Annotated in this window: 21 protein-coding genes; 19 read left to right on the forward strand and 2 right to left on the reverse strand. The window is 50.8% G+C overall.

Going from position 1 to position 22816, the window contains the following annotated elements; genetic code table 11:
* Positions 1–3 precede the first annotated feature (3 nt).
* From DW835_RS12495 to DW835_RS12530, 8 genes are all read left to right on the forward strand, one after another.
* A complete protein-coding gene (locus tag DW835_RS12495; protein ID WP_003499609.1) occupies positions 4–999 on the forward strand; it encodes a hypothetical protein in 996 nt (331 codons plus the stop codon).
* Positions 1000–2376, forward strand: coding sequence for a C39 family peptidase (locus tag DW835_RS12500; protein ID WP_003499611.1), 1377 nt, complete (start codon positions 1000–1002; stop codon positions 2374–2376).
* A 33-nt stretch (positions 2377–2409) separates the two neighbouring features.
* Complete coding sequence (locus DW835_RS12505; RefSeq protein WP_003499613.1) at positions 2410–5466, forward strand: ATP-binding protein; 3057 nt, start codon at positions 2410–2412, stop codon at positions 5464–5466.
* Positions 5467–5659: 193 nt separating this feature from the next.
* On the forward strand, positions 5660–6187 hold the full coding sequence (locus DW835_RS12510) for a DUF5697 family protein (protein WP_003499615.1): 528 nt from the start codon (positions 5660–5662) through the stop codon (positions 6185–6187).
* Positions 6188–6850: a DUF6100 family protein gene (locus DW835_RS12515; RefSeq protein WP_003499617.1), complete on the forward strand. Its 663-nt coding sequence runs from the start codon at positions 6188–6190 to the stop codon at positions 6848–6850.
* 172 nt (positions 6851–7022) lie between these two features.
* The gene (locus DW835_RS12520) at positions 7023–8108 is read left to right on the forward strand and encodes a hypothetical protein (protein WP_003499619.1); all 1086 of its coding nucleotides are present in this window, start codon (positions 7023–7025) and stop codon (positions 8106–8108) included.
* 17 nt (positions 8109–8125) lie between these two features.
* Positions 8126–10060 (forward strand): VirD4-like conjugal transfer protein, CD1115 family, encoded by a 1935-nt coding sequence (locus tag DW835_RS12525; RefSeq protein ID WP_003499621.1) that lies wholly within the window; start codon positions 8126–8128, stop codon positions 10058–10060.
* A gap of 90 nt (positions 10061–10150) precedes the next feature.
* Positions 10151–11590 carry a S1 RNA-binding domain-containing protein gene (locus tag DW835_RS12530; RefSeq protein ID WP_347559377.1) on the forward strand — a complete coding sequence of 480 codons (1440 nt, stop codon included), beginning with the start codon at positions 10151–10153 and terminating at the stop codon, positions 11588–11590.
* 88 nt (positions 11591–11678) lie between these two features.
* Here DW835_RS12530 and DW835_RS12535 read toward each other — a convergent pair whose 3' ends face one another.
* A complete protein-coding gene (locus DW835_RS12535) occupies positions 11679–12632 on the reverse strand; it encodes a nucleotidyl transferase AbiEii/AbiGii toxin family protein (RefSeq protein ID WP_003499625.1) in 954 nt (317 codons plus the stop codon).
* Positions 12613–13281 carry a DUF6088 family protein gene (locus DW835_RS12540; RefSeq protein ID WP_003499627.1) on the reverse strand — a complete coding sequence of 223 codons (669 nt, stop codon included), beginning with the start codon at positions 13279–13281 and terminating at the stop codon, positions 12613–12615. Before DW835_RS12540 ends, DW835_RS12535 begins: the two co-directional genes overlap by 20 nt.
* Between DW835_RS12540 and DW835_RS18640 the strand changes: the two genes are divergently transcribed.
* The 11 genes from DW835_RS18640 to DW835_RS12595 all read left to right on the forward strand — a co-directional run bounded on the left by DW835_RS18640 (position 13219) and on the right by DW835_RS12595 (position 22693).
* A complete protein-coding gene (locus DW835_RS18640) occupies positions 13219–13830 on the forward strand; it encodes an AAA family ATPase (protein ID WP_049941638.1) in 612 nt (203 codons plus the stop codon). The two genes, DW835_RS12540 and DW835_RS18640, sit on opposite strands and share 63 nt — an antisense overlap.
* A gap of 138 nt (positions 13831–13968) precedes the next feature.
* Positions 13969–14427 (forward strand): DUF4320 family protein, encoded by a 459-nt coding sequence (locus tag DW835_RS12550; RefSeq protein ID WP_347559378.1) that lies wholly within the window; start codon positions 13969–13971, stop codon positions 14425–14427.
* Positions 14428–14435: 8 nt separating this feature from the next.
* A complete protein-coding gene (locus DW835_RS12555; protein ID WP_003499630.1) occupies positions 14436–14936 on the forward strand; it encodes a hypothetical protein in 501 nt (166 codons plus the stop codon).
* Positions 14937–15010: 74 nt separating this feature from the next.
* Positions 15011–15580: a DUF6550 family protein gene (locus DW835_RS12560; RefSeq protein WP_003499631.1), complete on the forward strand. Its 570-nt coding sequence runs from the start codon at positions 15011–15013 to the stop codon at positions 15578–15580.
* 80 nt (positions 15581–15660) lie between these two features.
* Positions 15661–17358, forward strand: coding sequence for a hypothetical protein (locus DW835_RS12565; protein WP_044911223.1), 1698 nt, complete (start codon positions 15661–15663; stop codon positions 17356–17358).
* On the forward strand, positions 17330–17842 hold the full coding sequence (locus DW835_RS12570; protein WP_003499633.1) for a prepilin peptidase: 513 nt from the start codon (positions 17330–17332) through the stop codon (positions 17840–17842). The genes DW835_RS12565 and DW835_RS12570 overlap by 29 nt, the downstream gene beginning before the upstream one ends.
* A gap of 12 nt (positions 17843–17854) precedes the next feature.
* Positions 17855–18694 (forward strand): RcpC/CpaB family pilus assembly protein, encoded by an 840-nt coding sequence (locus DW835_RS12575; RefSeq protein WP_003499634.1) that lies wholly within the window; start codon positions 17855–17857, stop codon positions 18692–18694.
* Between the two features lie 27 nt (positions 18695–18721).
* Positions 18722–19516 carry a hypothetical protein gene (locus DW835_RS12580; RefSeq protein WP_003499635.1) on the forward strand — a complete coding sequence of 265 codons (795 nt, stop codon included), beginning with the start codon at positions 18722–18724 and terminating at the stop codon, positions 19514–19516.
* Complete coding sequence (locus DW835_RS12585; RefSeq protein ID WP_003499636.1) at positions 19509–20885, forward strand: CpaF/VirB11 family protein; 1377 nt, start codon at positions 19509–19511, stop codon at positions 20883–20885. Before DW835_RS12580 ends, DW835_RS12585 begins: the two co-directional genes overlap by 8 nt.
* The gene (locus DW835_RS12590; RefSeq protein WP_118731256.1) at positions 20886–21818 is read left to right on the forward strand and encodes a hypothetical protein; all 933 of its coding nucleotides are present in this window, start codon (positions 20886–20888) and stop codon (positions 21816–21818) included. It abuts the gene before it with no gap.
* Entirely contained in the window at positions 21815–22693 is an 879-nt protein-coding gene (locus DW835_RS12595; protein WP_050624192.1) for a hypothetical protein, read from the forward strand. Before DW835_RS12590 ends, DW835_RS12595 begins: the two co-directional genes overlap by 4 nt.
* The last annotated feature ends 123 nt before the right edge of the window (positions 22694–22816 follow it).

The following is a 22816-nucleotide window of genomic DNA, read 5'->3' on the forward strand; positions in this document are numbered from 1 at the left end:
TCCTTGAAGAAACTCAAAAAATTTTTGTTTGCGGCCTTTACAGTCGCAATTCTCTCCTGCCTGTTCTGCCAGCCGGCTTTTGCCGCTATCTCCGAAAGCGATGTGCAAACTCAGGTAGACGCTGTGGGAAAAGAAGCCGTTTCCGGCAATGTGTTTATCTGGTTTCTCTGTGCTATCGGCTTTCTCAAAGTCGGCCAGAAAATCGATTCCTTCCTCTCCAGTCTTGGTGTCAATGTAGGACATACCGGCGGCAGCATGCTGGCTGAGGCTATGATCGCTGCCAGAGGCATCGGCGGCATCAAGAACTTTTCCAGTCACCACTTTGGCGGCGGGAGAAACAGCAGTTCCACCAATGTCAACGCAAACGGTAGTAAAGGCAGCGGCGGCTTTGGAGCAGGGTTTGCCAGCGGCGGTCTTGCTGGAGTGGTGAGCCGAAAAGTCACAAACAGCGCCATCAAAACAGCCACCACAACTCCCGGCTCCAAGCCTTCCGGTCTTGGCAGTCTTTTAGGCGATGCTGCAGCCGGAGGGATCGGCGGCCATATGTACGCTTCTTCCGTTAGTAAGGGCGGCAATTTTGCCAACAATGTAATCGGCAGCGTAGCCACGGGCAGTATCAGCCAGATGGGTTCCATTTCCGGTGAAAAAGCCGCCGAAGCCCTGCACTCTTACATGGGATATGCGGCACTGGAATCCGGAGCTGAAAATGTTCCGACCTTCCAAAATGTCGAAATTGGCGGCGGCCGCATCACCGGCACAGAAGTGACTGCGGAACATCCCGAAGGCATCTCCTTTGGTATGTACCACGCAGACCAATATGTTGCCCCGGAAGGCCAGTACACCACCATTCATGCCGTGGATGGCACAGCATGGTATAAACAGTACGCTGTGGATGCTGTTGACAAATCGCCCTATATGGCTCCTGACGGTTCTATCGCTTTCAACGAGTCCATTGTCAAAAAGCTGCCTCCATCCCCGAAGAGAAAGGACAAGATATAAATGCCAGAAGATCAAAAAAGCAGTTTTTCCGAAGCTGTGGAGACCGGCGCCTCCGCAGCGCATACCATCTGCGGCGCAATCAAAACCGGAAAAGCTATTTCCTCCGCTGCCAAAGGCGCTGCCGCAGGCGGTCCTTACGGTGCAGTTGCAGGCGCAGTGTGGGCAGGTCGGAAGCATATCGGAAAAATCATTGTGGCAGTCATTGCCCTGCTTATGCTGCCGGTATTATTTGTTCTCATGCTCCCTGGTCTTATTTTCGGTGGACTGACCAATGCCTTTTCGCCATCTGACCCCGAAATTCCGATTTTGAATAGCGAAACAGCGATTATTGAGAACGCCAACGAGATCACCTTTACCCTCAACGGCATCTTGGGTGAGGCACTGGATGATGTACTTGCCCGGATCGAAGCTGACTTTGCGGCATCGGGAGCCGACCATATGGAGGTCAAAAATGCCTATTCCGGCGGTCCTATTTATAACGCCAACCTGTTTATCTCTCAGTATTGTGCGGCCAAAGACAAGGATTTTGAAAGCATTTCTCTGAATGACCTTGCCGCCACCCTGCGGGAAAACAAGCAGCATCTATATTCCTACACCAGCAAGCAAGAGATTCGTGAGAGCACCGTGACTGATCCGGAGACTGGGGAAGAAACAACGGTGTCCGAAACATGGATGGTCTATACTGTCCGTTACAACGGTGAGTCCTATTTTTCTGATGTTGTATTCCAGCTTACCGATGACCAAAAGGAGCTTGCATCTGATTACGCTTCCAACCTAAGCCTGTTCTTGGGCGATGGTCTGCTGCAGAATCTGGAAGCGTGGACCGGAAACAGCATCACCGCTCTGGGCGATGTTACTTTCACCGACGGGATCACACCTGTTGTTTACTACAATCAACTGGATGAACGCTATGCCGGTAAAGCATATGGTACGGACAATATTGGCGGTTATGGCTGCGGCCCTACCGCTATGGCAATCGTGGTGTCCTCTCTGACAGACGATATGGTTGACCCTGTGGAGATGGCCGAGTGGTCTTACAACAACGGCTACTGGTGTAAAAGCAGTGGTTCTTACCATGCGCTGATACCTGCCGCCGCTGGGGAATGGGGGCTTCCGGTTTCCGGCTGTACCACTGCGGAACCACAGCGCATCACAGACGCACTGGCTAATGGTAAACTGGTAGTAGCAATCATGTCTGAAGGCCACTTTACCTCTTCCGGTCACTTCATTGTCCTGCGTGGCGTAAAAGACGGCAAGATCATGGTGGCTGACCCTGCCAGTTACACACGGAGCGAACAGCTCTGGGATCTGTCCATTATCTTAAATGAGGCCAGCCGGCGCGCTGGAGCTGGCGGTCCGTTCTGGATTATCGGCTGATGTGCCCGCCCGGCTTCGGAAACGAGGTTAATCATGAATCATAAAATCGACCGAGATACCTACATAATACCACCGAATTTCATCGAGTCAGGCACCTTCTTTGGTGGTATGTTCAAAGCCCGCAATGTGATTGAAGCCGGCATCCTGGCATTTGCCATTGGTGTGCCGGTTTTTTCATTGCTTCCTCTTGGCCTGACTGCCCGTATCATCGCTTTGTGCCTGACCGCACTGCCAGCAGCATTGGTGGCGCTTATCGGAATTTCCGGTGAGAGCCTTTCCTCTTTTCTGCTGATTTTCATAAAGTACCTGCGAAACCGCCGCATTGTAGGCGGTAACAGCGCAGAAGATGCGGTTCCTGCGGCAGAGCATGGCGGCAAGCATATTAAAAAGAAGGCACACAAGCCCGATAAGGCTCCCAGGCGGTCACGGTGCTCCGGCAGAGAGGGTTTCCCAGCGGAGTTTGATGAAGTTCGTAGCTACGAAATCCGCCAAAAACTCCGTCCTGTGAAAAAGCAGAAGCCTGCCAAGGAGAAGAAAGCCGCCAAGCAAAAAAAGAAGGTCTCCAAGGAGCGCAAAGTAAAACGCCCTATCCGCACTCAGGAGCCGAAGCCCGCCTGCCTTAACCCGGTAGCAGATTATCTGCCGATTTCCAAAATTGAAAACGGCATCATCTACACGAAGGACCACCGCTATGTCAAGGTCGTCGAGGTAGTACCCATCAATTTTATGCTGCGCAGTGCCCAGGAACAGCGGAACATCATCTATTCCTTTGTATCCTACTTGAAAATCAGCCCCATCAAGCTGCAAATCAAGGTACTGACACGCCGGGCAGAGATCAACCGCCATCTGGATACCGTTCGGAAGGAGATGGAACAGGAGACCAATGAACAGTGTCTGCTCATGCAGGAAGACTACCTCCAGTTCGTTCAGCAGATTGGTTCCCGTGAGGCAATTACCCGACGTTTCTTCCTGATTTTTGAATATGAGCCGTGGAGCAACACCAAGCGCTCTGATGAAGAAGGCGAGGCAATCAATGCCCTGCAAAGTGCAGTCCATACTGCTACCAACTACCTCCGTCAGTGCGGTAACGAGGTCATCGTTCCGAAAAACTGGGATGAGTTTACCGTAGATGTCCTCTATAACCTGCTCTGTAGAAATGAAAGTGCTGTAAAGCCACTCTCCGTCCGGGCACAGGAGGTTGTGGCTGAGTACCTTGCCAAAGGGCGCGACAGTGAGATCGACCATATCCCTGCCACCGAATTCTGTGCGCCAAAAAGCATTGACTTCACGCATGGTCACCATATCTGCATTGACGGTCTGTATTATGCTTATTTGCTGGTGCCCTCTGATGGCTACAAAACGCAGGTTCCAGCCGGCTGGCTCAGTCTTATCGTCAATGCCGGTGACGGGATCGATATGGATATGTTCCTCTCCCGTCAGCCCAAAGAAACCATCATCCAGAAAGTCGGACAGCAGCTACGTATCAACCGTTCCAAAATCAAGGACGCCAGCGACACCAACACCGACTTTGATGACATTGATGGTGCTATCCGAAGCGGGTACTTTCTCAAAGAGGGCCTTGCCAACAACGAGGACTTCTACTACTTGAATCTGCTGATTACCATTACTGCCTCCAACGAGGAAGACTTGGAATGGAAGGTCAGCGAAATGAAAAAGCTCCTGCTCTCACAGGACATGAACGCCTGCACCTGCCATTTTCGGGAGGAACAGGCGTTTTTATCTGCCCTGCCATTGGTGGCAATGGAAAAGAAACTGTATGAGCGGGGTAAGCGCAACCTGCTGACAGGCGGTGCGGCAAGCTGTTATCCCTTTACATCCTATGAGATGTGTGATGATAACGGTATCCTGCTGGGTGTCAACAAGTACAACAGTTCCCTTATTATCGTGGACATCTTCAATTCTGCGGTCTATAAGAACGCCAATATGTCGATCCTTGGCACGAGCGGAGCCGGCAAAACCTTTACCATGCAGTTGATGGCGCTGCGAATGAGGCGGAAAAATATCCCCATTTTCATTGTTGCGCCCCTAAAAGGCCATGAATTCCATCGCGCCTGCTCCAATGTGGGCGGCTCCTTTATCCAGATTTCACCGGCCAGTCCCCACTGCATCAATGTCATGGAGATTCGGCGGGTAGACCGCTCGGTGAATGAACTTCTGGACGGTCCAGGCATCCAGTTATCTGAACTTGCAGCAAAGATCCAGCAGCTCCACATATTTTTCAGTCTGCTGATCCCCGATATGTCTCACGAGGAACGACAGCTTTTGGACGAAGCCCTTGTTCGTACCTATAACACAAAAGGCATCACTCATGATAATGCCTCTTTGGAAGACCCTGCAAAGCCCGGCCAGTACCGTGAGATGCCGGTGCTTGGTGACCTGTACGAAATTTTGAAAACCTCCAAGGAAACGATGCGCATGGCCCACATCCTAAATCGTCTGGTAAACGGAAGCGCCAGCACCTTCAATAAGCAGACCAATGTTCGGCTCGACAACAAGTACACTGTTTTGGATATTTCCTCCCTCACCGGAGACCTGCTCACCGTAGGTATGTTTGTGGCGCTGGACTTTGTTTGGGACAGAGCCAAAGCCGACCGTACAGAAGAAAAAGCCATCTTCATCGATGAGTGTTGGCAGCTTCTATCCGGCGCCGGTGCTGCTGGTGTAAGATTGGCCGGCGATTTTCTTTTGGAAATTGCCAAAACCATACGCGGTTACGGCGGCGCCTCGATTTTTGCAAGCCAGGATCTTGCCGATTTCTTTGACCTTGACGGCGGCAGATTTGGTAAGGGCATCATCAACAACTCCAAGACCAAGATCATTCTGAATCTGGAGGACGACGAAGCCCAGCGGGTACAGGAAGCCCTGCACCTGTCCGATGCTGAAACAATGGAGATCACTCACTTTGAAAGAGGTCACGGTCTGATTTCTACCAATAACAACAATATTATGGTGGAGTTCAAAGCCAGCCCTCTGGAAAAGGATCTGATCACTACCGACCGCCGCGAGCTGCGTGAAATCGTAGAGCGAAAACGCCGTGAACAATCCACATCTGCCGAACAGCAGATATAACAATTTGAAAAGCGAGGTGATTCCCATGTGCAACTTTCCTTCCAGACGCCGCTATGCGTCTGCTTTGCGTCTGTATTACGCCTAAAAACCAGTTTTGCCAGCCAGATCATCTTTTTGGCTTACACTGACTGGCTTTCCTTCCTATTTAATGCGTCTTGAATACGCCTATATTACGCCATTGGAGGTGATACCCATGAAGACCAGGGCTGAAATCTATGGAAATGAAGCTGCGGCTCTGCTGCGGATCGTCACGATGTATCCCGGTCTCAATATGCAGCAGCTTCTTTGCTTTCACCCTGACAAAGAAGAAATCATCAAGACCCTGCTCTCCCATCTGCAAAAGCAGGGCCGTATTTTTCAAACTGATACAGGCGGTTACTTTCCGTCTGGTTGGGCAGCAAAATCAGACAACTCTCTGATACGGGCTGCCTGGGTACTCTTGGATTTTATCGGGCAGGTGGAATACCATGCTCCCGGTGATTTTCCGGCCAAGCTTATCTTCTTTGCAAACGGTGAACTATACGAAATCGTCTACGCAGCTTCCGGCCAGGAGGCCCTGATCAACCATGCGCTTCGGGATGACCGCAGCGGTGGACGCCGCATCATTTTGGTCGATAATCCGGAAGACATTCGCCGCATTGACTGCCCTGGCATTTCCGGTTTCTGCACCGTGGATGCAGCGGGCCAGGTGCATTACTTTAAGAAAACAGGAGGAACTTGATTGGAACGAAAAATCATCTCACACCGGATTGGAAGCATTCTTGATGATATATCCCGTTTGAGCAATGCTCTTTACGCGATGGATACCACGGATATTCAGCGCTATCCGGACAACTATGAAGTCTTATCCACTGACGCCGCCCTACGGGCAGAGAAAATTGCCTGCAGGCTGCGGCATTTGATATATTCCAGCACCACCATCCACAAAGGCGATTACCTGACATCCGCCGGTATTGTACACGGAATTGAGGTTGTCTATGAGGACGGTGTACTGGAGGTCACCCTGCCCGGGCTGCTCCCAAAACGCAAGCAGAGACAAAACACTGAGTTTCTGCTCGACCCGTTCTACTTCTCATTGGAGCAATACGCCAAAGAGCATCCCATGCCCCACTTCAGCGATTGTGTGGTGTGCTTTACGCAGGTTTATGACCAGTGCCTTCCCACCCGGCGTATCCGTGACTACGACAATCTGGAAGAAAAGCAGCTTCTGGATGTCCTCTCCACCTTCGTCATGGCTGACGATACCGGCCTGCTCTGCGATGCCTACAACACCGCTGCGCTGGGCGAAAAGGACTGTACCAGAATCAGTGTCATGGAAAAAAAGCGGTTTCCCGCCTGGCTTGCTGAGCATGAAAACACCCTAAAATCCATCTCGGATTTTTGAGCATTTTCAGCCATTGCTTGTCCGACCTGCCGCAACATCGTATTTCGCCCCGGATTTCGGGGCTTTTTTCTGTCGTTACACCACGGATTTTTACCGAAGTTCCTTGCAGTCTCGGTAAAAGCCACACACCACAAGGAGGTGATCACTTGGGAAATTCCCACAGCCAGACACGATGGCGTACAGGCTTCTCTCTCTGACTGCCATCTCCGGCGAGTTCCCCACAGACCAGCTTAACAGACTTCCCGGCAGTCCATATTATCTGGAGTCTGTTGTCACTGCACTGAAAAAAGACGGGCTGCTGCGTACCTATTACCGGGATAAACTGCGCGGCTACCGTCTGGGGCCGCGAGCCAAAGCCACTCTGCTGGAAAGCCGGCCGGACAGGTTTGCCAGCTACCTGACAGGAGATACCGACACCAACCGTTTGAAATGCGAAATTGACCGAAGACTCCGGCTACACCGCCTGGCAGAAACCTATGTGACCATGGATAATGCGGGTGTATGTGTGTATCGGGATGAAAAACCGGCAATTTTTGCGCCGGAGGGTTACGCTGGTGGCATGATTGTCTATCCTGCTTTTTTCAGTTCCAGAGAAGTGAAAGAAATGGGGATCGACACCACGAAGATCCGCAGTTCCCGCTCCACCGGAATACTCCTTGCGCCCTCCGGCATCTTCGTGACCTACAACAGCAGTAGCGCCCTGATGAAATGGCGCTACAAATCGGAAATGCGGGTCAAAGCATTGATCTGGAGTGTAATCTGCCAACAACGCCTGTCCTCACAGTTTCGCCATGAGGATGTTCATGGACTGATTCTGGGCAACAGCATGGATCTGGCTTATCAGATTTTGACCAGCACCGGAGGTCGCAAACATGATTTCTTCATGCTGGATGGCAGCTATGAGCATTTTCTTTATCTTACCAACGACCATCAGGGGGAGGTGACACTGGCACTATTGTGCGACCCTGGGAAAACTGCGGAGCTGGACCGTATTCTGCTCCAAGGTCTTACGGCGAGGCAACCCGGGCTGGCTATTGAGCATGACGGCATTTCACCAGATGGCTCACCAGTCCTGTTTGGCTATTTCTGCGATCTGCCCCGTATCGCACGCTTTAACACCTCTCTCGAACTATCCGAGCGCCCGGGCACACTGATCTGCTTTGACTTCCAGGCAGAGGTACTTCGCAGTTACTGCGGTTCCCGAGTGCGCTTCCAGACCATTGACTTCACAAAATTCGAGGGGAGGTTGTTCCCATAAACAAGAAAAAACTGATCGTGAGCCTGATTGCAGCGCCCTTTGCCATTCTTGCAATCCTATACGCAGGCGGCTTTCTGGCACAGCTTTTGGGTAACTATGCAACCTGGAAACAGGGCGGCGGCATTCCCGGCGATGGTACTTCACCGCTGGCCGCTTCGCCCGACTTCCTTCTCTGCCTTTCCTCTGTGCTCCGACCGCCTTATGGCGTGTATGGCATTTTGATCTGCATTGGCTTGTTAGCAGTGCTGCTCATCATGGTCATGCGCATGGGATATGGTGATGCCGACGAGTATGATGAAGACCGTAATTTCTCCTACTCCGCCAAAGGCACTTATGGCACCTCCGGCTGGATGTCCCGCAAAGAGATGTCCGGCGTACTGGATCTGGTGCCCGACCTGCGCAAGCACAAGGGTATTGTACTGGGTATGCTGGATGGCAAAGCAGTCTGCATACCGGAAGATACCAGAATCAACGGCAATCTGGCAGTCTACGGCGCCAGTGGCTCCATGAAAACCCGTTCGTTTTGTATGAATCGTATTCTTCAGGCCACTGTCCGAGGCGAAAATGGCGCCGGAGAATCGCTGATCATCTGCGATCCCAAATCGGAATTGTACGAGAAGTCAAGCGAATTTCTCCGCAGCCGGGGCTATTGTGTCAAGGTATTCAACCTCGTTTCGCCTGAAAACTCAGATTCCTGGTGTTGCCTTGCCGAAGTTGAGGGACAGGAACTAATGGCTCAGCTTTTTGTAGATGTCATCATCAAGAACACCACGAACAACGGCAAGAGCGACCATTTCTGGGATGCCTGCGAGATGAATCTGCTCAAGGCCTTGGTACTGTATGTGGATCAAGGCTATGCGGAAGAAAACCGCAACATTGGCGAAGTCTACCGGCTGCTGACCCTCAATGGGGAATCCCAACTTGACACATTGCTCGAAGCGCTTCCTTCCACTCATCCTGCCAAAGCACCCTACAGCCTGTTCAAGCAGGCCAGCGACACAGTGCGAAGCGGCGTGATTATCGGTCTGGGCAGCCGCCTCCAGGTATTCCAGTCTGAACTGATCAAGAAAATTACCGCTAAGAATGAGATCGATCTGGAGCTTCCGGGTCAGCAGCCTTGTGCCTACTTCCTCGTTACCAGCGACCAGGACAGTACCTTTGATTTTCTGGCCTCGCTGTTTCTATCTTTCTGCTTCATCAAACTGGTGCGATATGCAGACCACAACTGCGAGGGTGGCAAACTGCCTGTGCCTGTCCATATCCTTGGGGAAGAACTGACAGCGTGCGGCACGATCCCCGACCTCTCCCGCCGGCTCAGCGTAATACGCTCCCGGAATATCTCCATGTCCTGTGTATTCCAAAATCTCGCAGGATTGCAGAACAGATACCCGCAGAATTTGTGGCAGGAGATCATTGGAAACTGTGACGCGCAGTTGTTTTTGGGCTGTACAGACCAGCTTACTGCCGAATTTATTTCTGCCAGGACAGGGCTTGCCTCCGTAGCAGTATCCAGTAAGTCCAAACAGCTGGGCACCTGGCGTATCTCCAACTATACACCGGAGTTTCGTGAAACCTCCGGTGTTGGAAAACGCCCTGTACTTACTCCTGATGAAGTCCTGCGACTCCCGCTGGATCAGGCACTCATCATCATCCGCGGCAAGAAGGTTCTGCAGGTAGACAAAATGGATTACTCCAAACATCCGGAAGCCAAGTATCTGCGTTCCTGCAAAGCATCTGCCCATGTGCCGGAATGGCGCCGCTTGGAAGAAGAAGCCGCCAAAACACCGCAGCCCGCGCCGAAACCGGCTCCGGCAGCAAAGAAACCGGCAAAGCGCAAAGCCACCAAACCGGCATCCCCCACAGATAAATCACCCAAAGAGGCTCCGGCTCCCAAATCTGCCGGTACGCCGGAAGGCATTATTACCACAGACAAGGATTCCATCCTGTCTTAAACAAAACTATCAAATTCATAGGAGGTTTAATCTATGGCAACCAAGAAAAAAGAACTTCTGGAACAGGACGCTCCTGTTACCGAAACCGTTATGTCGGAAAGCGAAACTCTGCTGGTCGATACCGCTCAACCTGAATCCCTTCCTGCTGACGCTGGCGATGGTCTGGATTTGAACGAACTGCTGGGGCTGATGGATCAGCCCCAGCAGGACACCTCTGGCGAAGATATGAATGAAGATCCCCTTCCTGAACTCACCGAGGAGGAAATGTTCGGGGATGCGCCTGCTGAAACAGACGATCAAAGCGCTGCTCCCACTGATATGCCGGAAGACTCTGATGTGCAGCCGCCTGATGTTTACGAAGATAACGCCGACGCTTTGCAGGAACCCCCTGCATCTCCAAAGCCCAAGCGTACCAGCCGGAAGAAGAAAGAAGCTGCTGCTCCTGAAGAACCTGTCTCAGAGGAAGTTCCTACCGAAACAACAGTGTCGGCGGATACAGCCGAAACCCTTTCTATTGCGGAGGAACCTGCTGTGGAGCCTGACGTTCCTGCTGTGGAAGAAGTTGCCGCTCCTGCACCCATTCCCTCTCCTCCCCGGCGCCAGCCCCGCCCCCAGCGCGGCGAGGCTCCCGTCCTTACCATCCGCAACCGGGATGATGTCGAGACTGCCGAAGACCGAGATGATGTAATCTGGCATGAGATCCATAATGCCTACCGTACCCGCAAGATCATCACCGGCAAGCTGGGCGGCATTGAACAGCTGGACAACCGCAAGACAGTGGCAGTTGTGGATTACAAGGGGTTCCGTGTCATTATCCCTATCAAGGAAATGATGATCAATCTGGGCCGCAGCCCTTCCGGCCAGGAATATACCGACCTTATGCTGCGCCAAAATAAGATCCTTGGCAACATGCTGGGTGCTGACATTGACTTCATCGTGCGTGGTATCGACTCCAAAACTCGCAGCGTAGTTGCCAGCCGCAAGGAGGCCATGCTGCGCAAACGCCAGATTTTCTATCTGGATACGGATGCTGCCGGTATGTACCGTGTCTATGAGGGCCGCATCGTCCAGGCGCGTGTGATTGCAGTGGCTGAAAAGGTTGTGCGCGTGGAAGTTTTCGGCGTTGAAACCTCCATCCTTGCCCGTGACCTTGCCTGGGACTGGATCGGTGACGCCCATGAGCGTTTTTCCGTAGGCGATGAGGTTCTGGTCCGTATTCTCAGCGTGCGGCGCAACAGTCTGGAGGACTTGGGCATCAAGGCTGACATCAAGAGTATTTCCGAGAATACCGACAGGGACAACCTGCAGAAGTGCCGTATCCAGGGCAAGTATGCCGGTCGTGTCACAGATGTCCACAAGGGCGTTGTCTATGTGCGCCTCTCCAACGGTGTCAATGCGGTAGCTCACTCCTGCTATGACTACCGGATGCCCGGCAAAAAGGACGATGTATCTTTTGCCGTCACCCGTCTGGATATGGAGCGGGGTGTGGCCGTAGGTATTATCACCCGGATCATCCGTCAGAACCTGTAAGCAAAGCAATGCCAGAGGAGCAGATAAACCGCTGCTCCCCTGGCTAATTTTTGTCCACAGTTTTTATGACACCAGTGTCATACTGCACTTACTCAAGCGCAAGCAATACCTCTCCAAGTTTCTTCCACTGCTCTACCACAAAACCAAAAGACAATGCATCTTCTTCCGCAAAAACATAGTTGCGCTGCATATTCTGATAGTCCTTACGAAGTGCCTCATTATCAGAAAACCCTCTGAGCAACTGAAAATCAGAAAACTTCTTTTCCGCCAGATCACTGCCTGTTCTTCGGGTCTCTTCCAGTCTTTTATACCCCAGCATCTCAAGGAATGTCTGCTGATTTTGAATCATTTCCTGAATCTGCTCTAAATCAAACATGACGCTGACATCGTAAAGATGTTTTGCCACATCAAAATACATCTTACGCTCATAATAGAATTCAGCAGCAAAAATCTTGTCGGCAAAAATCCTCTCTAACCGAATTGTGTTAATCATGAAAGGGGCAACATTATATTGTGACTGAAGAATATTTCGCTGTTCTTCGGTAGCATAAGTGTAAAGTATCGGTTCAATTTCAAGCGGTGTAAAAGGCTCGCTGACGGTAAAGGATGTACCTTCTACTTTGACATACCCAAACCGTTGGAGCGGATCATCCGAGTCAACGCCTACAAGCGGAGTATAATCATAGACAGTTGTGATACTACCTTTCCGATCATCTTCGAGATCCTTTCTGGATGTGCGTGGTAGGGCCTGATATTTCTTTGTTGCCATCTCCAGCCGTTTCTTAGCCTGGCTGTTACTGCAATTATCGATGCACACCGTCAAGTCAATATCCTCTGAAAACCGGCGGATACTTTTCTGTGCTTTATACAAGGCCGTTCCGCCTTTAAAATAGGCTGGCAGCGTTACCTGTTTCCCTGCTAACTCCCTCAACAGTAGTGTAACATAATAGTCCTTCTCCAAAATATCAGCCCTAATGCTGCTAGCCTCATGGATTAAATTGATAATATTCAAAAAAGCAAATTTATCCTCGTGCAATTTCATAACTACCCTCCAACAAAATGTCTATGGTCCGAAGCAAAGTTTTTTGCCCATAATATTTTCTGGCCATCAGAATCAACATCTCAGTTTTCAATGTGAATTCCTCAACAGTAGCTCTTACCACATCAATCGGCTTTGCAGTATCTACTGGTGCCATATCCAGTTCTCTGATTGCATCCAAAATTTGCAAATACCGAAAATTGTCAGAATTAACTACGATAGGCGGTTTCCGAATCTCAATCTGCATTCCTTCCGGAACTCGTTTTGTATGCAGGTTGGTTGCAATGCATCTCCTTCTTGGCATTTGAGAAACAAGACCAATGCGATTTAATGCCGACAATCCTGTTTCATATCCAATTATCTCGTTTTCTTTCCGAAGTAATTGCTTACAAAAAAGTGTTTCTTTATCCGGAGTATAATATCCAAATGCTGTTTTCACCCTCCTGCAGTAAATCCCTTTGGTTAGACGCATAATCTGCCCCTCTTTTTCAAGCCGGGCCATATTTACATTGACTGTCTTTTTTACCATCGCCGCATCAAGTAAAAGTCGCTCCGCCACATACTGTGCGACCTGTTCGGTTGTAATTGTTTGATCTGGCTCCAGAGCAGTCAGATACTGCATGATCAAATCTCGGTACTTTATCTTTTCCATACAGATCTCCTTTCTGTTGCACTTGTTATTATAATACTCAATTTTTCTTTATTTTATGTATTCATAATAACACTTTTTCTTGTTGCAGTCAATGGGAGAAAAAAACAGATATACTCCAAGTCCAGTTTCTCATTTTCAGTTACATCTTCCTACACACTGAACATGGCAGAGGAATCTGATGGCACCAACAGTTATTTCAAACTGATTGGCATAGTAAAAGAGGTGCTGGATGAAGGAACACCCCTTGTAGTAGACGAACTGGACGCTCATCTGCATCCCCTCCTGACAAAGCATCTAGTCTCACTTTTTAACAGCGTGGAATTCAATCCAAATGGGGCCCAGTTGATTTTCACATCACACAATACCAATCTTCTTGACTTGGATGTGCTGAGGAGAGATCAGATCTGGTTTGCCGAAAAAGATGAACTGACCGCTGCTACCGATCTGTTCTCTCTCCAAGCTTTTTCTATTCGTAAAGATACCAAGCTGGAAAAAGGCTATTTGATTGGACATTATGGTGCGATTCCTTTTATTAAGGGTGGGCTGTAATTGGCAGAAAATTGTCTCTACATTGGCACAGTCCTGCCCTTTCGCCGTAAATCCATATCTGTTATACTTGGTACAGTCAAAACTTTGCATAGCAGCCGCTCCGGTTTGGAGCGGCTGTTTTCAATTTAAGTAAAGGTGGTGGTTTCTATTCTCTTTCAAAAAGCCCGGAAGATGCTGAACAACGAGCGGGGCGAGGCCAACTATTTCAGTACGGTGGTCTTTATCTTCATTGCCGTCCTGCTTCTTGCCTTCATTATTGACCTGTTCAGCATCATTTCCACCAAGCAGGAACTTGACCATGCCGCCGATCAGATGGTCAAACAGATCCAGCTTTCCGGCGGCGTCAACGGCGAGACCGATGAGCTGTTTGAATTTTTGAGTTCTCAGATCGAAGGAGCCGAAAATATTTCCTACTCCATTGACGCTACCTACACATCACCCAGGCCATCCGGTATGACAAATGCCATCCAGTTGGGCACCCCCTTCTTCATTACTATCGAGGGAGATGCCAAACTGGGTGGGTTCTGGAATTTTGACCTGGTAAACATCACAGTGGTTGCCCGTGGCAGCGGCGTCAGTGAGCACTACTGGAAGTGAGGTGACCTATGAAACGCATATTCCTGCGGCTGAAACAGTCGCTGCGAAACGAACGGGGCGAGATCACCTTTTTCGCCTGCTTTTTTGTGGTAGGTATCGTGATGCTGATCTCCTTCCTGCTCCTGTACGCTTCCATCCGGATCACCTGCATCAACATCCGCAATGGCGCTAAAATGGAGTTAAATAACCTCAGCGGCACAATTTATGCAGACACCTACCGCTCCCAGCGTGAAACCAACTTTGAAGAGTACCTAAATACCCTTTACTCCAGCAATGATTATACCGACATGCTGGAGGCTACAGTAGCAGGCGGCCTGGACTCCAAGATTCCGCTTTCAACGGAGGATTACAAGGTTTCCGACATCAGCCTGGAGTTCAATGTAGAGGATGGACGGGTTGAGTACATCTTTTACTGTGATGTGGAGTTCTATGTGCAGATGTTCGGTCACAGTTATCCGGCTATCACCCAACGGGTGGAGCTGACAGGCTACCACAACACAAAATTCTAACAATACTGTTGAAAGCCCGGCACATTCTACCGTATAGGCTTTATATAACAGCAAAAAAGGAGTGTATGTAAAATATGAAGAAGTTTTTCCAATCCAAAGGCTTTATTGTTTCCTCGCTGGCTCTCCTCTGCGTCTCTATTCTGGGTGTCTGCTGGTTCGTAAGCCGCGACCGTACCGGAGATTTTAGACCGGATGAATCTCCACCCAGCAGCGTCACCGGCGATTGGTCAGATGGCGGCACACAGACAGATGGTGATAATGGAGCAGATGCTTATGCCCCCGGCCAGTCCACAGACGCCAAAGAAGAATATCCCAAAGTAACCTCCCAAACGGAGGATGAGGTTGTGATCGACTTCACTGACACCGAAAAGCCTAAAGAAACACCTCCTCCGGTGCCGGAAGGTAAGACCGAAATCAAAGATCCTGGTCAGGAGCATACCGTCAATCCTGACCCGTCAGTTCCGGAGGTCACTGCCCCACCCGCCGAGCAAACGCCGCCCAGCAATGACCCGGTTCCCGGCTCCAGCAACGGAAATGGAGCTGTATACGATCCAGTGTTTGGCTGGGTTGTTCCCGGCAATGTACAGCAGTCCACCGGTGACAGCGATGGGGATCTGAACAAACAGGTCGGCAATATGGGCTGATTTACTACAACTGAATATGACACTACTTGGCCGTCACAGGATTGTGGCGGCCTTCCTATTTTCAAAAGGAATGGAGCGTGATGTATTTGAAACGACTTCTCGCCTTCCTATGCTGCTTTACCCTTGTTTTCTGTCTATTCCCCTCCTCTGCCTTTGCATCGGGCGGAAATGGAAACATAGATGGCGGCGGTGGCAGCATGGGTCAGGGCACAAGCAGCAACTTCTGGAACTCAGGCAACGATGGCGTTCGCATTACTGTTGTTGACGCATCCAGTGGAACTGCCGTATCTTCGCCGCTGGACTTTTCAAACCGGACGCAGAAAACCAGTCTTCTCCATTTTGGTAAAGTCAACAAGCTGCAATATCTGGGCGGCACCGGCCTCTCCCTTCAGTCCGGCGTTGCCTATTCCTGCATTAGACCTACACAGTCTATGCCCACCATCGTCAGCAGCAAGGGGCAGAGCAACATCGAAGCCATCAAACGGTATTTCTGTTCTGAATATGCGTGCATGATGGTCGCTCAGGCAGCCGGCGTCGATTATGAACGGATGATTGCCGGCGAGTACAAGCTTCTGATTGAACCCATTGCCTACTTCACTCACAACGGTCAGTATTACTGCATGACAGCTACTGAGGCCGGCCTGTATGATCAGATGTCCGGCGGCAATCTGCGGAAAACCATGACCTCGCTTACCCATAAAAATCTGCCGCTGTCAATGTTCCTGGAATTCAGCGACCTTGGCATCTCCGTCTGGACAGGCAACACCACTGGAAAGCAGAACAATTCCGACATCATCAGCACCCTTGGCGTTGGTATCGTCTGGTTTGATGAAGCTCCGCCGGAAGGAGAAATTGAGGCCCCTGATGTTGAATACCGAGTGGACACGGATGTGATCACCGCCGTCACACTACGGACGGACCAAGATCTGACGCCGGATAATCCGGCATCGGTTACCTTCCATATCCTCGGCACCACCTACCGGGTCAATGATATAGTGATCCCCGCCGGTGACAGTCAGGTAGTCTGGGTCAAATGGCATACTCCCTCCACACCCCAGACCATAACCATTACAGTATCTGTCAGCGGCGCCTATACCGCCCAGGATACCTTTGTCGCAAAGATCGTGGACCTGAATGAACACATTCCGCCTGACCCTGTGGCAACCGACACGAATCCCGGCTACTCTGTGCCGCCCCTGCCCAATGAAACGCAGAAGCTCACTGCCAACTGGGGCGTCTGGAGCTGCTACTGGGTGCCTGTATGGGTATGGTGCGACCACGGTGAAGATGGCGGTCACTGGGTCGATGAAGGATATTGGGAATACGAATATACGGGCTACTCCGCTTCCATCAGCGGCGAGATGTCTCTAATGCCAGATGATATTGTACCCACAGCATCCGGCAAGACGATGAAAAGCGGGTACGGCGTTAAAACCGAAGTGCGGGCAACGCTGTCAACAGATGCCCCGACCAGCCACATTACTTATCCCCAAACTGCCTTTTCCGTATTTCCTGAGTTCCAGTATCAGACCTATCTGCGGCTTCTGCAGCGTTCCGGCGGCCAAAGTGCAAAATTCATCTTTAAGCCCAACGAGTTTTCCACCTATGACCGGACAGTGCATTTCACACCGCTGTGGTTCCCCGATGCCACCGACTACACCATCTATACACAGGTGTGGGATACCTGGACTCCTGACGGTATGTTATCCATCAACCTAAATGACTATGTTTCGATCCAAGGGAGCCTTTATGATGACTGGTATACCAATCGAGAATAACCTCTGGACAGCTTACCTGCTTACCATATTTTTTGTGGTGGCCGGCTTTGCTGTCTACGATGTGCTTTACAGACGGGTGCCTGACCGGGCACTCGTCTTTTTTATCCCCTTAGCTGCCCTGGCGCCGGTCCTTCAAGGGTATTTCCTGTTAAATCATGGACTTCCGCCGCTCTTTCTCTGGCCGGTCGCTACCCATGCTCTGGTAGGTGCCCTGCTCGGCTTTTGTATTCCATTGGCAGCTGCACTGGCAACAAACGGCACTGGTCTGGGCGGCGGGGATATCAAGTTCTGCGGGATATTAGGGCTGGTCTACGGTCCTTCCGGCATGGCGCTGGTCTTTCTGACTGCAGCTGTTACCGCAATGCCTGTGATCTTTCTTCTCAGGCGGCTTTACCGAACCGGGCAGCCCCTTGCTATCCCGTTCCTGCCATTTCTCGCCTGCGGCTGCTGTACAGCGACCTTGGCCCAACTATTTTTAAGATAGGAGACAACGCTTATGAAACTCAATAACCGATTCATCTTCGGTATCCTTTCTCTGCTGCTGGCGGCGGTTATCGCCTTTGTGGCACTTCCAACCATCGCCCGTCAGACCAATGGAAAGGAGGAAATCGTCCGCATTACCCAGCCGGTATTGAAAGGCGAACAAATCTCGTCAGAAAATGCCGAGGTGGTTGAGGTAGGCGGCTATAACCTCCCCTCCAACATCGCCCATCAGCTCTCTGATGTAAATGGTCTTTACGCTACCGCCGACTTGGCTGTGGGTGACTATATCCTTACCAGCAAGATCAGCTCTGTACCGGTTTCGTCCGATGTGGCGCTCAACAGCATCCCTTCCGGTAAGGTCGCTATCTCGCTGACCGTTAAAACACTTGCTTCCGGCCTCTCTGACAAGCTTCAGCCCGGTGACATCATCCGTATTTACCACTTTCTTGATACGGCGGCCGAAGTACCGGAACTGCGTTTTGTCAAAGTATTGTCCGTCACAGACTCAGACGGCATCAATGTGGATAATGCCAAGGAGCCCACGGAGGATGAAGAAAAGCAGCAGTCAGCCACCATCACTGTGCTGGCAAGCCCTGAACAGGCGAAGATCATTACCGGTCTTGAAAATGACGGCGTAGCTCATGTGGCTCTTATCTCCCGCAACAATGACAAACTGGCAGATGAGCTGCTTGCCGAGCAGGATAAGACTCTGCAGGAAATCTACTTCCCCGAAACTTTGATTGAGGAAGAAGCTGCAGATGCGGAAAATTCTGATGTTGAAAGTGAACCCCAGGAAACGGAAACTGCAGAGTCTGCACAATCCACTAATGAAACTGCACCCTCGGCAGAATAATCAAATCAAGGAAGGAGGATCTTCGTTATGGGTAAAGTTATCACCGTCTGGGGAAGCCCCGGCAGCGGCAAATCCATGTTCTGCTGTATTCTGGCCAAAGCCCTGACCCGGGACAAGCGGAAAGCCATCATTATCAATGCCGATATGAATGTCCCTATGCTGCCGGTCTGGCTACCGGAGCAGATCATCCAGACCAATACCTCTATCGGCCAGGTTTTGAGCAGTGTGGAGATTGATACATCTCTGGTCGCCAGTCATGTGACAGTGCTGAAAAACTATCCCTTCATTGGGATGATGGGCTATGCGGCAGGAGAAAACCCGCTGAGCTACCCAGAGGTCAAATATACCATGGTACTGCAGCTCATTCATGCTGCCGCCAAACTGGTAGATTTCGTCATTCTGGACTGCAGCACCAGCATGACCAATGTGTTCACTCCCGCCGCCATTGAAGCCGGCGATGTGGTCATCCGTATCCTCACCCCGGACCTAAAGGGCATCAACTACCTGAAAGCCCATCAACCTCTGCTTGTGGACGAGCGCTTCCGGTTTTCTGAGCATATGACATTCGCCGGTCTGGCCCGTCCCTTCCACGCCTTGGATGAAATGGGCTATATCATTGGCGGGTTTGACGGCCTGCTTCCCTACAGTAAGGAGATCGACCGCTGTGCTACCGAAGGCGGTATGTTCAAGGCTATCACCTACTGTAACCCCAAATACACTGCTTCACTGAACAAGGTACTGGAAATTCTGGAGCAAATGGAACTGGCCGAACAGTCAGAGGATGATGCAGCGTATGAATGTGAGGAGGATGCCGATGAGTAATTTGAATGATATATTCTTCACACCGGCCGCCAATCAGGAGCTGACCTATGACCAGGTACTGGAGGATGTACAGCGGTATTTTGCCGAAAACCATGCCTCCACCATTGCTGAAGCTGGGGAAGGCAATGCAGAGCGTGCCACAAGCCTGCTGAAAGAACTGATGGAACACTACATTGTCAAACGCAAATATGCCCTTGACGGGCTCTCTACAAAAGAACTGTGTTCCAAGCTCTATGAAGACATGGCCGGCTACTCCTTTTTGAAGAAATGGATCTATAAGCCTGGTGTTGAGGAGGTCAACATCAACGCCTACAACGACATTGAAGTGATCGAATCCAGTGGGCGCAGTATCAAGATCTCTGATAAATTCAGTTCGCCCCAGCACGCCATCGATGTGATCCGCCGAATGCTCAACGCCTGCGGCATGGTCATTGATGATACTATGCCCAGCATTGTGGGATTTCTGGACAAAAACATCCGTATTTCAGTGGACAAAACTCCCATTGTGGATGCAGATGTAGGCGTCAATGCCTCCATCCGTATTGTCAACCAGCAGACCGTCAGTGAAGAAAAACTGCTGAACTCCGGCAGTGCCACCGCTGAAATGCTTCACTTTCTGACTGCCTGTATACGATATGGGGTGTCCGTCTGCATTGCCGGCTCCACCGGCTCCGGCAAGACCACGATCATGGCCTGGCTGCTGTCCAATGTGCCCAATAACCGGCGCCTTATTACCATTGAAGAAGGCAGCCGCGAATTTGATCTGGTCAAGCGGGATGCACAGGGCAATATCCTCAATTCCGTGGTACATCTGCTGACCCGCCCCAGCGAGAACCCTGCGCTGAACATCAATCAGGATTTTCTTCTGGAGCGGGTGCTGCGTAAGCATCCGGATGTCATCGGTGTAGGTGAAATGCGGTCAGCGGCAGAAAGCCTGTCCGCAGCCGAAAGTTCCCGCACCGGCCATACCGTATGTACCACCATCCACTCCAATTCCTGCAACAGTACTTACCGCAGGATGATGACCCTTGCCAAACGCAAGTACAACATGGATGACTCCATCCTCATGCAGATCATGGTAGAGGCGTATCCCATCATCGTCTTTACCAAGCAGCTGGAGGACCGTTCCCGTAAGATCATGGAAATCATCGAGGGCGAGGACTACCAGGACGGGCGGTTGATCGCCCATTCCCTATACAAATATGAAGTGGAGGACAATGTAACTGATGACCGTGGTGAAACCCGTGTGGTGGGGCACCATAAAAAAATCGGCTTGATCTCCGATTCCTTGAAGAAAAGGCTGTTGGACAATGGCATTTCCAACAAGGAATTGGAAGAATTCATGCAGCCGCCAAAGGAGGTGGGTTAATTGCAATGGATCTATCTTATCTGTTTTATCCTGCTCAGTGCTGGGCTTTTGGCTCTGTTTGGTGTGAAGCCGGGTGATTTTATTGACGCCCTCTTCCGCTCCCAGCGAAAATCCGCCACCTTGTCTGATGAACTGAATGTTCTTCTGGGCACACCAGCCAAGGGTTTTTTTAATCAGGATTACGAACTGAAACAGATCTTGAAGGGTACCGGACGGGCGGACCGCTATGAGGCAATAAAACGACTGTCCCTGATTCTGTTCGCTGTGGGGGCTGTGCTGGCTCTTTTGATTGGGAATGTGTACATGGTGCCCATTCTGGGTATCGGTTTTTCCCTTATACCGATCTGGTATCTGCGCAGCACTGCCGCCAGCTATAAAAAGCATCTGAATGAAGAACTGGAAACCGCTATTTCCATCATCACGACTTCCTACCTGCGCACCGAGGATCTGATCCGTTCTGTCAAGGAAAACCTGCCCTATATCAATGAGCCGGTAAAAGCCAACTTTGAAGCCTTCGTTTATGAAGCGGAATTGATCAATGCCAACATCACCAGTGCTATCAACAGCCTGAAGATGAAGATTCCCAACCGGGTCTTCCATGAATGGTGCGGCACCCTCATCCAGTGCCAGTCCGACCGCAGTATGAAGAATACCCTTCCTACCATCAACCAGAAATTCTCCGATGTGCGTGTGGTGCAGTCGGAACTGGAGGCAATGATGCAAGGGCCGCGGCGTGAAGCCATCACCATGATATTTCTGGTTATCGCCAATGTGCCGCTGCTCTATTTCTTGAATGAGGATTGGTTCCACACCCTTATCTTCACCACACCGGGCAAAATTGCACTGGCGATCTGTGCAGCCATCATCCTGTTTTCGCTGACACAGATCATGAAACTGAGCAAGCCCATCGAATATGGAGGTGATAGCGTATGACTTTTCTGGCGCTCATCGCCATCATCTTCTTCGGTTTCGCTGTCTACAACCTGACCTGCGCCTTTGTGGACATCCCGACCAAGAAGACCTCACAAATGATGATGCTCTCCCGCAAACAGCAGGGCACCAAAAACGAAAAGCTGCTTGATGTCTATGTGACAAAAATCGCCGGTTGGATCGCCCCTTATTTGCGGCTGGACCGGCTCAAGCGCAATAAGGTACAACGCGCTCTGGACATTGCAGGTCTGCAGCTTACCCCAGAGGTCTATACGGCCAGAGCCTGGGTAACTGCAGGGGCAGTCGGCCTGTGTGCCATCCCCATGGCATTTCTTATTCCGCTGCTGGTGCCTATTTTGATTGGTCTTGCGGTGGCACTGTGGTTTTCAACCTACTATGCAGCCTTTGATTTTGTTAAAAAGCGCCGCAAGCTGATCGAGGGCGAGATTCCCCGATTTGCTTTGACCGTCGGCCAGAGCCTTGAAAATGACAGGGATGTACTTAAAATTCTGACTTCCTACCGCCGTGTGGCTGGGAAAGACTTCGGCGCCGAACTGGATCAGACCATTGCTGATATGAAGACCGGCAACTATGAAAATGCCCTCATTCGATTTGAAACCCGCATTGGCAGCCCCATGCTGTCCGATGTGATCCGTGGCCTGATTGGTGTCCTGCGCGGTGATGACCAGCGGATGTACTTCAAAATGATTACCTTCGATATGCGTCAGATCGAGCAGAACAATCTGAAAAAGGAAGCTGCCAAACGTCCCAAAAAGATCCAGCGTTACTCTATGATGATGCTGATTTGTATTATGATCATCTACCTGGTGGTGCTCTGTACCGAGGTTATGAGTTCGCTCGGGGCGTTCTTTGGCTAATCGGCATCCGCCACGGTACTTCCAGGCGTTTTCATACCTGCTCCTCATATGGAAGACAGATACACAGGGAGGTGAGCGTTTGTACCCAAGCGATTTTCCATAGCGGCAGGCACATCATTTCTT

Origin of the sequence: Clostridium sp. AM34-9AC (assembly GCF_003480225.1) — a bacterium.
Classification (GTDB): domain Bacteria; phylum Bacillota; class Clostridia; order Lachnospirales; family Lachnospiraceae; genus Acetatifactor; species Acetatifactor acetigignens.